The following is a 15,187-nucleotide window of genomic DNA, read 5'->3' on the forward strand; positions in this document are numbered from 1 at the left end:
AGATAAAGAGAAATGAAAAATTCGTTTAAAATAATATTGGCAACCGCAGGTTTATTGCTTTCTTTAAATTCTTGTAAGAAAGATGCCTTAAATTTAAAGCCTACGAATGATGTAACGGCCGACGTGGTTTATGCTACGCCTGCAGGATACAAACAAGAGCTGGTGAAATTGTATGCCACTTACGCATTAACCAGTCCAACAGGATCTGATAATAGCGACATTGGCGGTTTGAATGCCGGTTTTGCAGATTTCTTCAGGTTATTCTGGACTTCACAAGAACTGGTAACCGATGAAGCAATTTGTGCCTGGGGAGATACAGGTATTCCTGAATTGGATTATGGTACCTGGAATACCGATAATCAATTTTTAAGGGGTTTATATTCTAAAAGCATTTTACAGATTACGATCTGTAATGAATTTCTTCGCGAAAGTACACCAGAAAAACTGGCAAGTCGTAACATTACCGGTTCTGATGCTTCTGCTATTCAGCGTTATCGTGCCGAAGCCCGTTTCTTAAGGGCATTTCAGTATTGGGTGTTATTGGATGGTTTCGGAAATCCGCCTTTCGTAACAGAAGCAGATGCTATTGGCAAAACGAATCCTAAGCAAATTCAAAGAGCAGCTTTGTTTACTTACGTAGAGTCAGAATTAAAAGCCATTGAAGGCGATTTGGCCGATGCGCGGACAAATGAATATGGCCGTGCTGATAAAGGAGCAGACTGGGCATTGTTAGCCAGGTTATATTTAAATGCCCAGGTATACACCGGCACAGCAAAATACACCGAAGCCATTACCTATTCAAGTAAGGTTATCAATGCAGGTTATTTATTAAAAAATAATTACAAAGATTTATTTCTGGCTGATAATAACCTTAATAATACAGAGAACATTTTAACCATCAATTACGATGGGGTAAGAGGAACAAATTTCGGTGGAACTACCTTTTTGATTAATGCTGCAATCAATGCAGACATGAGCCCTGCATCGTATGGAGTGCCTTCAGGTGGCTGGGGCGGTAACAGAACCCGTCAGAATTTACCGGCCTTATTTCCTGATCCTAATGGAACGGCAGATAAACGCGGTATATTTTTTGGTACAAAAAGCAATGTAGACGATATCGGAGTATTTACAGATGGATTAAGGGTAACCAAATTTAAAAACGTTACGTCCGGAGGAATTACTCCTGCATCATTAAACGGAACATTCAGTTCATTGGATTTTGCATTATTCCGTTTAGCGGAGCAATACTTAATCTATGGTGAAGCCGTAATGCGAGGTGGTTCGGGCGGTAGTACTGCACAGGCACTTGCCTATGTGAATAACCTACGTCGCCGTGCTTATGGTAACAACAGTGGCGATGTAAGCACGCTATCGGTAGATTTCTTTTTAGACGAACGTGCCCGCGAGTTATATTGGGAGGCACACCGCCGTACCGATTTAATCCGTTATGGCAAATTCACTGGTGCGGCCTATTTATGGCCATTTAAAGGTGGTGTTAAAGCAGGTGCAAGTTTGCCGGCTTACCGTAACTTATATCCAATTCCGACAGCAGATTTAATCGCTAATCCGAATCTGGTTCAGAACACAGGCTATTAATCTTAATATTTTATAAAGATGAAATCAATATTCTTTAAATCCTTTGCCCTTAGCTTTATCGTGCTATCGCTATGGTCGTGCAAAAAAGACGAAACCCGGGCCATAGCCAATGCAGGTACAGGAGGTACTTTAAAAAGTTCGGCTACGACGGTAATTTTAGATAAAAGTATGCTCAATGTCAATGTGATTACTTTTACCTTAAGTAATGCTAATTTTGGTTATCAGGCAGCTGTTACCAATATTTTACAACTGGCTCCAAAAGGATCAAATTTTGCCGCAGATAAAACAAAAGATGTAATCATTGATCCAAATGTGACAACTAAAAGTTATAATGGGTTGGATTTTAATAATTTACTGCTTTCTTTGAATCTGTCAACTGCTGTAAATTCTGATATAGAAATCCGGGTAAAAGCTTCCATTTCTAATGCGGTAAGTCCGGTTTACAGTAATGTAGTTTCGATAAGTGCAAAGCCATTCCCTTTAACTTCGTGGGTCTATGTTCCGGGTGCATATCAGGGATGGAATCCACCAACAGCCGATAGCTTGGTTTCAGTTACCGGTAACGGCATCTATACCGGAATTATCAAGTTAGACGGTGGTAACTTTAAAATTACTACTGCTAAAAAATGGGATGTAGCATATGGCGATGCCGGAGGCGGTAAGCTCAGTACCTCAGGTGGGGATATCAGTTCCGTTTCGGCAGGTTTTAAACTGCTCACTATTGATCTTAATGCCAATGTCTATACGATTATCAATGCAGATTACTGGTCAATTATCGGTAATGCCATTCCAGGAAGCAATTGGACTGTTGATACCGACCTCAGTCCGGTAAATGATGGCAAAAACACCTGGACCGGAACATTTGCTTTAACGCCTGGTGCCTTTAAGTTTAGAAAAAATCATGACTGGGGAACTAGTATTGGCGATAATGGTGCAGATATTAATGTTACTGTTGCTGGTAATTATAAGCTTACCTTAACACTTAATGCAGATGGTAAAACCGGGGTTTTCACCATGGTTAAAATTTAATCATTAACTAAATTATTCCTGTAGAGATCTTTTGATTTCTACGGGATTTTTAAAATCATTATAAAGTTTTAGCATGATAAAATCCCGTACTGTCGCCATGTCTCTTCCCCTCATCCCTTCTCCTTTTAATATTCAGGCTAAAATCCATACAAAAGTGCAAGGATTAAAAACAATGTTCACTATCCTGGTTGCACTGTTGAGCAGCATTAATCTTTTTGCTCAAAAGTTAGAGCGTATAGAACCGATGTTCTGGTATGTGGGGATGCAAAATCCTAAACTGCAATTATTGGTACATGGCGAAAATATTGCTTCAAGCTCGGTTTCCTTAACTTATCCGGGGGTAAAACTCTTAAAGGTTAACAAAGTTGAAAACCCGAATTATTTATTTCTCGATTTAACCATTGCTCCGGCGGCCAAAGCAGGGAAATTCCCGATTAACTTTGCCGTTAACGGAAAAAAGATATTTACTTACACTTACGAATTAAAAAACCGCGATAAAAGCGCAGGCAGAATTCAGGGGGTAACCAACAAAGATTTCATTTATCTGCTCATGCCCGATCGTTTTTCGAACGGTGACAAGAGCAACGATGTGGTTCAGGGTTTAACTGAAACCGCATTAAACCGCGACAGTATGTATTACCGACATGGTGGCGATATCCAAGGCGTAATCAATCACCTCGATTACCTGAAAGATTTAGGAATTACGACCGTTTGGATGACACCAGAGGTAGAAAATGATATGCCACAGGCTTCATATCATGGCTATGCGGTAACCGATCACTACAAAATAGATCCTCGTTATGGTACCAACGCACTTTACAAGAAATACGTAGAAGTTGCGCATGCCAAAGGACTAAAAGTAATAAAAGATATTGTACACAACCACATTGGTACCCAACATTGGTTTTATAAAGATTTACCCATGAAAAGCTGGTTAAACCAATGGCCAAAATATACACAGACCAGTTACCGCGATCAAACGGTAATGGATATCCATGCATCAGCAGCCGACCGCAAGCAGATGTTGGATGGCTGGTTTGTACCTTCAATGCCCGATTTAAACCAACGTAACCCTTTCGTACAAAATTACCTGACCCAAAACCACATCTGGTGGATAGAATATGCTGGTATTGATGGTTTACGTTTGGATACTTATGGATACAATGATCCGGCTTACATGGCTGATTGGGCTGTAAAAGTGCAGACAGAATTTCCACACTTATCTGTTTTTGGCGAAACATTGGTAACCGCGGTGGCGAACCAGGCTTTTTTTACAGGTGGCAACACCGTTAACAGAGGTTTTGATACCCATTTACAGGGCATTACCGATGCTACTTTAAAAGATGCGATTTATGAAGGCATAAATGGTAAAAATGGCTGGGTAGATGGAATTAACCGTTTGTATGCAACCCTGGCGCACGATTTTCTTTACAAAAATCCAAATACCAACTGTATTTTTCTGGACAACCACGATATGAGCCGTTTTTACTCAATGGTGGGTGAAGATTTCGATAAATACAAAATGGGAATGAGTATCTTATTAACCATGCGCGGCATTCCGCAAATGTATTACGGAACAGAAATTTTAATGAAAAATTTCTCCAATCCAGATGGATTAATCCGTTCTGATTTTCCTGGGGGATGGGAAGGCGATAAAAAAGATAAATTCATCGCCGGTGGCCGTACAAACAAAGAAAACGAAGCTTTCAACTTTGTAAAGACCTTAGCTAATTTCCGCAAAAACAGTCCTGCATTGCAAACAGGTAAATTGATGCAGTTTGTGCCGCAGGATGATATTTATGTTTATTTCCGCTACCATGCAGAACCAAAAGGCACTGTAATGGTTATTGTAAACAATACAGAAAAAGAAAAAATACTGAATACAGATCGATTTGCCGAAAGAACAACAGGAATTACTTCCGCTAAAAATATAATTACCGGCGAAAACATCGAATTTAAAAACATTAAAGTACCCGCTAAGACTACATTGGTGCTTGAATTAAGGTAGAAAGGTAAAAGGTAGAGGGTTTAAGGTGTCGGACTTACATCTTGATACTTGATACTCACTACCTGATACAAAAAAATATAACAAAGATGCAAGAAAATCTCCAATCTAAAATCTCAGATCTCAGATCTCAAATCAAAGCTTGTTTATTCGATTTAGATGGCGTACTGGTAGATACTGCGGTTTACCACTATAAAGCATGGAAACGTTTAGCTAATACCATGGGTTTTGATTTTACTGAAGAGCAGAACGAACAGTTAAAAGGTGTTAGCCGGGTAGAAAGTTTGAACAAGATTTTGGCCTGGGGCGGCGTAGAGAAAACGGATGATGAGAAAGAAGAATTGGCCACTTTGAAAAACAGTTGGTATGTAGATATGATTACCAAAATGACACCTGCTGAAGTTTTGCCCGGAACGGTTGATTTTTTAACCGAAATACACAAAGCAGGTTATAAACTGGCATTGGGCTCAGCAAGCAAAAACTCAGGAATCATTTTAGAAAAAACAAATCTGGCCCATTTCTTCGATGAAATTGTGGATGGCAATATGGTCACCAAATCAAAGCCTGATCCGGAAGTATTTTTAAAAGGTGCTGAACTTTTAGGTTTTAAACCCAGCGAATGTGTGGTTTTTGAAGATGCCGTTGCAGGCGTAGAAGCGGCAAAAAGAGGCGGAATGAAAGCTATCGGTATCGGTGAAAAAAGCGTGCTTAGCCAGGCAGATTTGGTCGTAAGCGGATTAGATAAATTAACAGTTAAAGACTTAGAAGAGTTGTAGGAGTAGCAAGTATTAAGTAGTAAGTATCAAGTAGTAAATTTATCTTGATACCCGATTCTAATTACTTAATACTGGTTTCTCGTTACTTGATACTAAATATGAAAAATTACATTAAAGCAGATGAGTGGAATATTATCGAAGAAGGCTTTGATCCACATTTAAATAAAATTTCGGAAAGCATTTTCAGTTTGGGTAATGGACGTATGGGCCAGCGCGCCAATTTTGAAGAAACCTATACCGGAGAAACTTTACCGGGTAATTATGTTGCAGGTGTTTATTATCCTGACAAAACCCGTGTGGGATGGTGGAAAAACGGTTATCCGGAATATTTTGCAAAAGTATTAAATGCAGCAAACTGGGTAGGTATCGAAGTAAAAATTGATGATGAAATCCTGAATCTGGCAACAGCTGAGGTGATCGATTTTAAACGTGTACTGAACATGCATGCCGGATATTTAGAGCGTAGCTTCACCGCGAAATTAAAAAGTGGTAAAACCCTGAAAGTTAAATCAACCCGTTTTTGCAGCATTGCTGATGATGAAGTTGGTGCCATCCGCTATAGCATTACACCATTGGATTTTGATGGAAAATTAACTTTAACACCTTTTATCGATGGTGATGTAAAAAATCAGGACAGTAACTACGATGAAAAATTCTGGGATATGATTGCTGATGAAATTTCGGGAACGGAAGCCTATATCAAACTCAGAACAAAGAAAACAGCATTTGAAGTTTGTACAGGAAGTAATATTGAGTTGTATAAAAATGGAGAGAAATTAGATATCAATCCAGAGCCTGTACGTAAAGAGAAATTCGTCAGACAAACTTTTTCCGTAAATGTTAAAGCAAACGAAGATATTACCCTGGTCAAAATCGCGGCCAATCTGTCTTCAGAAAATTATCCTAAAGAATCACTTTTAAAAGAAACGAAATCGGTAATAGCCAAAGCATCTGCTAAGGGCTTTGATACTTTATTAAAGGAACAAGGCGAAGCCTGGGCAAGCAAGTGGGAAGAAAGTGATATTATTATCGAAGGCGATGTTTCAGCTCAACAAGCTATTCGTTTTAATATTTTTCAGCTCTTTCAAACCTATACCGGTAAAGATGACCGACTGAACATTGGTCCGAAAGGTTTTACCGGAGAAAAATACGGAGGCTCTACTTATTGGGATACGGAAGCGTATTGTGTACCTTTTTACCTGGCAACTGCTCCACAGGAAGTAAGTAAAAACCTGTTGGTTTATCGCCACAAACAATTGGGTAAAGCCATAGAAAATGCAGCAAAACTAGGTTTTAAGGATGGTGCAGCACTATATCCAATGGTAACCATGAATGGTGAAGAATGTCATAATGAGTGGGAAATTACTTTCGAAGAAATCCACCGTAACGGGGCCATCGCTTTTGCCATTTTCAATTACATCCGTTATACCGGAGATGAAAGTTATCTTTCAGATTTTGGCCTGGAAGTGTTAATCGGTATTGCCCGTTTCTGGAAACAGCGTGTAAACTGGAGCAACGATAAACAGCAATACGTAATGCTTGGTGTAACCGGACCAAATGAGTACGAAAACAACGTCAATAATAACTGGTACACCAATATTTTGGCTACATGGTGTTTGAAATATGCCACCGAAGCAGCCAACATAGTTAAAGCACAACAACCTGAAAAATACAACAGCCTGTTAAAAAGTTTGAATTTCGATCAAAAGGAATTTACCGACTGGGCCAATATCATTGAGAAAATGTATTATCCACAAGATGAAAAACTGGGGATTTTCTTACAGCAGGATGGATATTTAGACAAGGAACAAATTTTGGTGAAAGACCTTCCGGCCAGCGAGCGTCCGATTAATCAAAAATGGAGCTGGGACAGAATTTTACGTTCGTGTTTTATTAAACAGGCAGATGTTTTACAAGGTTTATATTTCTTTGAAGAAGATTACGATCTGGATACATTAAAACGAAACTTCGATTTTTATGAACCGCGTACGGTACACGAAAGTTCGTTATCACCTTGCGTTCACAGTATTTTGGCGGCCAAATTAAACGACGAAGCCCGCGCTTATGAATTCTACTTACGTACTGCACGTTTAGACCTTGATGATTATAATAACGACACGGAGGATGGTTTACACATCACTTCGATGGCAGGAACCTGGATGAGTGTGGTAGAAGGTTTTGCAGGCATGCGTGTACGCGACGGTAAATTGCATTTTAATCCTTTCTTGCCAGGCAAGTGGAAGTCTTTTTCGTTTACCATTGGCTTTAGAGGAACTACCTTAAAAATTAATATCACCGAGAGCGGCATCAGCATTAAAAACCACGCAGCTATTGATTTGGAAATCGGTATCAGAAACCAGCTTCATAAATTGGCCGGAAATACTGAAATTGAAGTAAATAACACGGAGTTGGTATGATTGTAGCGGTAAAAGGTAAAATGGAAAACGGACGGAGATTTGCTTCGACTGATCGTCATTGCAAGAAACGAAGCAATCTTAATGCGGTAGCCTATATGGTGTCAATTTTCTTTTTACTTATTTCATCACTATCCTTTGCACAAAAAAAGCGGACAAAAATGAACGATAAACAGATCGTTATATATCAGTTACTGCCCCGTTTGTTCGGGAATAAAAACACTACTAATGCACCTTACGGAACCATTGAACAAAATGGTTCTGGCAAGTTTAACGATATTACCGATAAAGCTTTAGATGGTATAAAAGAACTCCATGTAAATTATGTTTGGTATACAGGAGCCATTGCACACGCTAGCCTAACCGATTATTCTGCTTACGGAATTAAGGTTGATGATGCTGATGTGGTAAAGGGAAGAGCAGGTTCGCCTTACGCCATCCGCGATTACTATGATGTAGATCCCGATCTGGCTGTTGATATTAAAAACAGGATGAAAGAGTTTGAAGCACTGGTGAAAAGAACCCATGCTAAAAATTTAAAAGTGCTGATTGATTTTGTACCCAACCATGTGGCCAGAAGTTACCATTCTTATTCAAAACCTGATGGCGTAGTTGATTTTGGGGTACAGGATGAGGTAACCAAAGCCTTTAGTCCTAAGAACGATTTTTATTATATCTCTGGTCAGGCTTTAGTGGTTCCTACGAATGGACAAAAAACACCACTTTCAGTACTTCAGGATGGTAAGTTTGAAGAGAACCCGGCAAAAGCAACAGGAAACAATGTGTTTTCAGCGCAGCCTAGATACGACGATTGGTACGAAACCATTAAATTAAATTATGGTGTAGATTATCAGAACGGAGAGAAACAATACTTTAATCCCATTCCACCTGTTTGGTTGAAAATGCGCGATATTTTAATCTTTTGGACTAATAAAGGGGTTGATGGTTTTAGGTGCGATATGGCCGAAATGGTACCCATTGCATTTTGGACCTGGGTAATTCCTCAGGTTAAAAAGGTAAATCCGGATTTAATTTTTATCGGAGAAGCCTATATACCAAAAGTCTACCAACAATATTTAGATGAAGGTAAATTTGATTACCTCTACGATAAGGTAGGTTTGTATGACGGTTTAAAAAGGTTGATCAGGAATGAACCAAATGCTGATGTAAAAGATATCCGTTTCATTTGGCAGCAGGAAAGTGCCGGTTTTGGCCATCGCATGCTGCGTTTTTTAGAAAACCACGATGAAGAACGCATCGCATCTGCAGGATTTGCAGGCAAGGCCGAACTGGCTTTGCCCGCCATGGTAGTTTCGGCAACTTTAGGCGGTGGCCCGGTGATGCTTTATTTTGGTCAGGAAGTTGGTGAACCTGGAAAAGGAAAAGAGGGTTATGGCGGAGACGATAACCGGACTACTATCTTCGATTATTGGGGCGTTCCTAACCACCAGAAATGGATGAACGGTGGTTTGTTTGACGGCCATAAATTAAATGCTGCACAGCAAAATTTAAGGAATTACTATCAGCAATTGTTAAAAGTAACGTCGACAAGCGATGCCGTATCGAATGGAAAAATTTATGAAGTGCCTGTTACCGGCAATATGAATAACCGGATGTATGCCTTTATCCGTTACTCGGGCAAGCAACGTTTACTGGTAGTGGCCAATTTCGATCGAAACCAAACTTTAAGCGCTAACATCGAAATTCCGGAAGAAGTTTTAAAAGTTAAAAGTTCATCACCCGTTACCGAACTGTTGACAGATAAAAAATTAAATATACCTGCAGGCACAAACATACCCGTAACCCTGGCGCCGGTTAGTGCTCAGGTGATAGAATTTTAAGATAATTAACCACAGAGCACACAAAGTGACAGCACAGAGAAACACGAAGGATATTTATTCTCGGTGAACTCTGTGTCAAAACTCTGCGTTCTCTGTGGTGAAAAATGAGACACTCGTTATCGTAGAATTAATTATTAAAGCAATAGAAAATAACGCCATGCGCCATGCGCTAAGCGCTTAAAACTAAACAAAATGAGCTTAAAAACAATATTCGAGAACCCCAAATTAACACTCGCACAAATCATTAACATGAGCGTTGGGTTTTTCGGGATCCAGTTCGGTTGGGATTTACAAAGGGCCAATATGGGGCGCATTTACGAAAACCTGGGCGCCAATCCCGATCAGGTTCCATTATTGTTTTTGGCAGCCCCTTTAACCGGCCTATTGGTACAGCCGGTAATAGGTTACCTGAGCGACCGCACCTGGCATCCAAAATGGGGCAGGAGAAGGCCTTATTTTATGCTTGGGGCCATTGTGAGTAGTATTGCCTTAATCTTCATGCCACATAGTAGTGTATTGTGGATGGCAGCCGGACTGCTTTGGATCCTTGATGTTTTTGGAAACATTGCCATGGAACCTTTCCGCGCTTTTGTTACCGATAAATTGCCTGATAGTCAGGTTAACCGGGGTTTTATTATGCAGAGCATGATGATCGGTTTAGGTGGGAGTGTAGCTTCGGCCTTACCCTGGATGATGAACAATATATTCCATTTAACCAATACGGCAGCGCAGGGCAGTATCCCAGAAAATGTTAAATTCTCTTTTTATATCGGTGCTTTTTTCTTTTTCGCTGCAGTATTATGGACAGTGCTGACCACCAAAGAATATCCACCCCAGGATGTAGATTTTAAAGAAAAAGTAAAAGAAAGCAACAAAGGTTTTGGGGGTGGTGCAAGAGAAATTTTTCATGCCTTGAGGAATATGCCAAAAAGGATGCAGATTGTTTCTTTGGTTCAGTTTTTTACCTGGCCAGGTTTATTTTTAATGTGGTTTTATTATACCACCGCTGTTGCCGTAAATGTTTTTGGTGGCAAAGATGCTGCCGATCCGGTTTATGCGCATGGGGCCGATTTTGGCAGTTTAACACTCGCTTATTACAGCGTAATTACTTTTCTGTTTGCCCTGATACTACCAAAAATTGCCGATACACTGGGCCGCAAAACCACCCATGCCCTTTGTTTAATCTGCGGTGCAATCGGTTTAATCAGCGTTGCCTGGGTGCACGATAAAAATATGCTGTATTTATGTATGACAGGAGTGGGCATTGCCTGGGCCAGTATCCTTTCTATGCCTTATGCCATGTTAAGCGGATCGCTGCCTAAAGATAAAATCGGGATTTACATGGGTATCTTCAACTTCTTTATTGTATTGCCCGAAATTATTGCCTCGCTCGGTTTTGGCTGGTTAATGCGTAATGTATTAAATAACGACAGGCTTTTAGCTGTACAATTAGGTGGTGGATTGATGATTTTAGCAGCTGTAATCTGTTATTTATTTATCCGTGAACCAAAGAAAACTGATGAAGTTTTGACTTCTAAACTGGAAGTAGAAGAAAATAGATCAGTCTAAAACACTACTCCATGGTCTGTGTCCTCACAGACCATTACTCATGCTTCGGTCTGTGGCGACACAGACCGAGGTACATAAAAGATGTATTTTCAGTGCACTCTGTGAAAAAACCCGGTGTTCTCTGTGGTAAAAATCAAATAACCTAACCAAATGAAAAAAAATATTAACCGTATTGGTTCGTATCTGCACGAAACAAAAAGAGTCAAAACCATTGTTTACCTTTTGCTATTGGTAACAGCATGTATTACCGCCTGTAAAAAAGCTTCAGATGGTAGTTTAGAGCCTACGCTAACTGATCAAAAAGCTGATCTGCCAGCAGGGGCCAAAGATGGTGTGGTGTTTACCAATAATGGCACATCAGCCATTGTAACACTTTATGCACCCGGAAAAAAGTCAGTATCCTTGATTGGTGAATTTAACGATTGGTCAGTCAATGCCTTACCCATGAAAAATACCCCTGATGGAAATTACTGGTGGATTCAGGTCAATAATTTAAATGCGAATACAGAATATGCCTATCAGTTTTATGTAGATGGAAACCTGAAAGTAGCCGATCCTTATGGTGAGAAAATACTCGACCCGGATAATGACCAATATATTTCTGCGGCGACTTACCCCAATTTAAAAGCCTACCCAACAGGTAAAACCACAGGAATTGTGAGTGTGATGCAGGCTAATCAACCCGTTTATACCTGGAAAAATACCAGTTTCAACCGTCCTGAAAAAAATAACCTGGTGATTTACGAATTATTGGTACGTGATTTTACTACTGATCATAACTATGCGTCAACTTTGGCCAAACTTGATTATTTAACTGGTTTAGGGATTAATGCGATAGAATTAATGCCCGTGAATGAATTTGAAGGGAATTTAAGCTGGGGCTACAACCCGTCCTTTTATTTTGCCCCCGATAAATATTATGGTACCAAAACTGCACTACAGAATTTTATAGATGAATGCCATGGCCGAGGCATTGCAGTGATTATGGATATGGTGTTAAACCACTCCTTCGGTCAATCGCCAATGGTGCAATTGTATTTCGATGGCTCAAAACCTACAGCAAACAGCCCATGGTTTAACGTAGATGCCAAACATCCGTTTAATGTAGGTTACGATTTTAATCATGAAAGTGCGGCCACCAGGAAATTCTCGAAAGATGTGATGAAATTCTGGATGCAGCAGTATAAAATTGATGGTTTCCGTTTCGATCTTTCGAAGGGTTTTACGCAAAAGCAATCAACAGATGATGTACAGTTCAGGTTGTACGATGCCAGCCGTATTGCCATTTGGAAAGATTACAATGGTTATATCAAGAGTTTAGATCCTAATTTCTATGTGATTTTGGAACACTTTGCAGAAGAATCTGAAGAAAAGGTATTGGCAGATGATGGTATGATGCTTTGGAACAATATGAATTATAACATGAATGAGGCTACGATGGGCTGGTTGGATAATTCTAATTTTAAATGGGGCTTTTATGCCAACCATGGCTTTGCTAAATCAGAAAATTTAGTTGGTTATGGCGAAAGTCACGACGAGGAGCGATTAAATTTTAAGAATATTACTTACGGTAATGCAGCCGGAAATTATGTAATTAAAGGGAACCTGGCCACTTCTCTAAAAAGAGAAGAACTTGTAGCCGCCTTTTTATTCAGCATACCCGGACCTAAAATGGTATGGCAATTTGGGGAGCTGGGTTATGATATTAATATTGATTTTAATGGACGAACTGGCGAAAAACCAATTAAATGGGATTATTACAGCGACCCAAACCGCAAGGCACTATACGATGCTTATGCCAGATTCATCAGGTTGAAAAAGAACAACAGTATTTTTAACTCAACTAACTCAACGTATAATCTTGCCGGCGGCATCAAATATATCAAGTTAACAGAAGGAACGAATACCGTTGTGGTGGTCGGTAATTTTGATGTAGTGAGCCAAACGGCCAATATTGATTTCGGTACAGCCGGGGCATGGCTTGATGCGGTCGGTACAGGTATTACCCTGTCTAACAGCACTTATCAGAGGACTTTAGCACCTGGAGAATACCATATTTTTAGTAAAACAGCATTGAAGTAATTAATTCCAGTCATTTATCCGTCTCTGGTAAATCGTGTAAAATCATTACAACTTGCTAAAAGCCGGTATTGCAGGTGCAGTACAGGCTTTTTTATGGTAACATTTCTAATGTGCTTTTTGATTAACGCTACAATATTTTGATATTTAGCAACCAAACCAAACGCAATGAAATTCAGATTTATACTTGCTACATTTTTAAGCATGGGCATTTTTGCGTACGCGCAACAAGGCCCAAGAAAAAGCCAATCTAAAGAAACCGTAACCACTACCCAGGTAACCCTTAAAGACGAACCTAAATCTTCAGCTGATGAAAGGAACATTAAAGTGGAGAGCTCGGTAGTAACCAACCATTCCGTAAATATCGATGGCAAAGCCGTTCCGTATAAAGCTACTACTGGTACCTTACCGGTTTGGGATGAGGACGGGAAACCGATTGCTGGTTTATTCTATACTTATTACGAACGCAGCGATGTACAAAATCGCGATAGGCGACCTTTGGTAATCTCCTTTAACGGTGGTCCGGGTTCTGCTTCTGTATGGATGCACATCGCCTATACTGGTCCGGTGGTTTTGAATATTGATGATGAAGGATATCCTGTACAGCCTTATGGTTATAAAGAAAATCCATATTCTATTTTAGATGTGGCAGATATCGTATACATCGATCCGGTTAACACAGGCTATTCGAGAGCGGTAAGCAAAGATATTCCAACCAATAAATTCTTCGGTGTACGTGCCGATATTAAATACCTGGCCGAGTGGATCAACACCTTTGTAACGCGTAATAACCGATGGGCTTCGCCAAAGTTTTTAATTGGCGAAAGTTATGGTACTACACGCGTTTCGGGCTTAGCTTTAGAATTGCAGAACAGTCAATGGATGTACCTGAACGGTGTGGTGTTAGTTTCGCCAACCGAATTAGGTATTGAGCGTAGCGGCCCTGTTGATGCCGCTTTGCGTTTACCGTATTTTGCCGCTACCGCATGGTACCATAAAACTTTGGCAGCAGATTTACAAAACAAAGACCTAACGGCTATGCTTCCTGAAGTGGAAAGTTTTACCATTAATGAGCTTATCCCGGCCATTTCGCAGGGAGGGATGTTAAGTGCTGATAAAAAGAAAGCGATTGCCGTAAAAATGGCCCGTTACTCGGGCCTATCAGAAAAGGTAATTTTAGATTATAACCTGAATGTACCAACCGATTTTTTTTGGAAAGAACTATTGAGAGATAAAGGTTTCACTGTTGGCCGGTTAGATTCGCGTTATCGGGGTATAGATAAAATGAGCGCTGGCGAGGGACCAGATTATAATGCAGAGTTAACCTCTTGGTTGCATTCTTTTACACCGGCTATTAATATGTACATTCGCAACGAGCTGAACTATAAAACCGATTTGAAGTACAATATGTTCGGTTCAGTTTATCCATGGGATAAATCCGGAGACCAGACCGGTGATAACCTTCGTCAGGCCATGGCACAAAACCCATACTTACATTTATTAGTGCAATCTGGTTATTATGACGGTGCCTGCGATTATTTTAATGCCAAATATAGCATGTGGCAGTTAGATGCTGCGGGTAAACTGCAAGACCGTATGAGCTGGGAAGGTTACCGCAGTGGGCACATGATGTATTTACGCAAGGATGATCTGAAAACGGCCAATAACCACATCCGTGAGTTTATTAAAAAAGCATTGCCAAAAGCGGGCGAGGCCGCTAAGTTCTAAAAATCGGTCGTCATTTAGACTGAAGTGGAACGGAATGGAGAAATCTTTAAGCAAATTATTAGTCAAGGCTTTTGGGTTTTAAGGAGCGCAGTTGTAGTGTAATAATTATCGTTCGTCCTGCTTTGCATTGCAAGTCCGCACTCGTACCTC

The 15,187-nt window shown here is 40.1% G+C and carries 9 protein-coding genes; all 9 read left to right on the top strand.

The annotated features are described in order from the left end of the window. Positions 1-12: 12 nt before the first annotated feature. The 9 genes from ABEG20_RS21490 to ABEG20_RS21530 all read left to right on the top strand — a co-directional run bounded on the left by ABEG20_RS21490 (position 13) and on the right by ABEG20_RS21530 (position 15,037). Entirely contained in the window at positions 13-1,596 is a 1,584-nt protein-coding gene (locus tag ABEG20_RS21490; protein ID WP_406825256.1) for a RagB/SusD family nutrient uptake outer membrane protein, read from the top strand. 18 nt (positions 1,597-1,614) lie between these two features. Beyond that, the gene (locus tag ABEG20_RS21495) at positions 1,615-2,625 is read left to right on the top strand and encodes a SusE domain-containing protein (RefSeq protein ID WP_406825257.1); all 1,011 of its coding nucleotides are present in this window, start codon (positions 1,615-1,617) and stop codon (positions 2,623-2,625) included. 97 nt (positions 2,626-2,722) lie between these two features. Next, complete coding sequence (locus ABEG20_RS21500) at positions 2,723-4,633, top strand: glycoside hydrolase family 13 protein (protein ID WP_406825258.1); 1,911 nt, start codon at positions 2,723-2,725, stop codon at positions 4,631-4,633. Between the two features lie 86 nt (positions 4,634-4,719). Beyond that, positions 4,720-5,406: a beta-phosphoglucomutase gene (gene pgmB / locus ABEG20_RS21505; protein ID WP_406825259.1), complete on the top strand. Its 687-nt coding sequence runs from the start codon at positions 4,720-4,722 to the stop codon at positions 5,404-5,406. 98 nt (positions 5,407-5,504) lie between these two features. Next, complete coding sequence (locus ABEG20_RS21510) at positions 5,505-7,823, top strand: glycoside hydrolase family 65 protein (RefSeq protein WP_406825260.1); 2,319 nt, start codon at positions 5,505-5,507, stop codon at positions 7,821-7,823. Continuing rightward, on the top strand, positions 7,820-9,661 hold the full coding sequence (locus tag ABEG20_RS21515; protein WP_406825261.1) for an alpha-amylase family glycosyl hydrolase: 1,842 nt from the start codon (positions 7,820-7,822) through the stop codon (positions 9,659-9,661). Before ABEG20_RS21510 ends, ABEG20_RS21515 begins: the two co-directional genes overlap by 4 nt. A 192-nt stretch (positions 9,662-9,853) precedes the next feature. Beyond that, positions 9,854-11,230, top strand: a complete 1,377-nt coding sequence (locus tag ABEG20_RS21520) for an MFS transporter (protein WP_406825262.1) — start codon at positions 9,854-9,856, stop codon at positions 11,228-11,230. Between the two features lie 150 nt (positions 11,231-11,380). Further along, positions 11,381-13,312 carry an alpha-amylase family glycosyl hydrolase gene (locus ABEG20_RS21525; RefSeq protein WP_406825263.1) on the top strand — a complete coding sequence of 644 codons (1,932 nt, stop codon included), beginning with the start codon at positions 11,381-11,383 and terminating at the stop codon, positions 13,310-13,312. A gap of 165 nt (positions 13,313-13,477) precedes the next feature. Continuing rightward, entirely contained in the window at positions 13,478-15,037 is a 1,560-nt protein-coding gene (locus ABEG20_RS21530; RefSeq protein ID WP_406825264.1) for a S10 family peptidase, read from the top strand. Positions 15,038-15,187 lie beyond the last annotated feature (150 nt).

This window comes from Pedobacter sp. KACC 23697 (genome assembly GCF_045348445.1).
Taxonomy (GTDB): domain Bacteria; phylum Bacteroidota; class Bacteroidia; order Sphingobacteriales; family Sphingobacteriaceae; genus Pedobacter.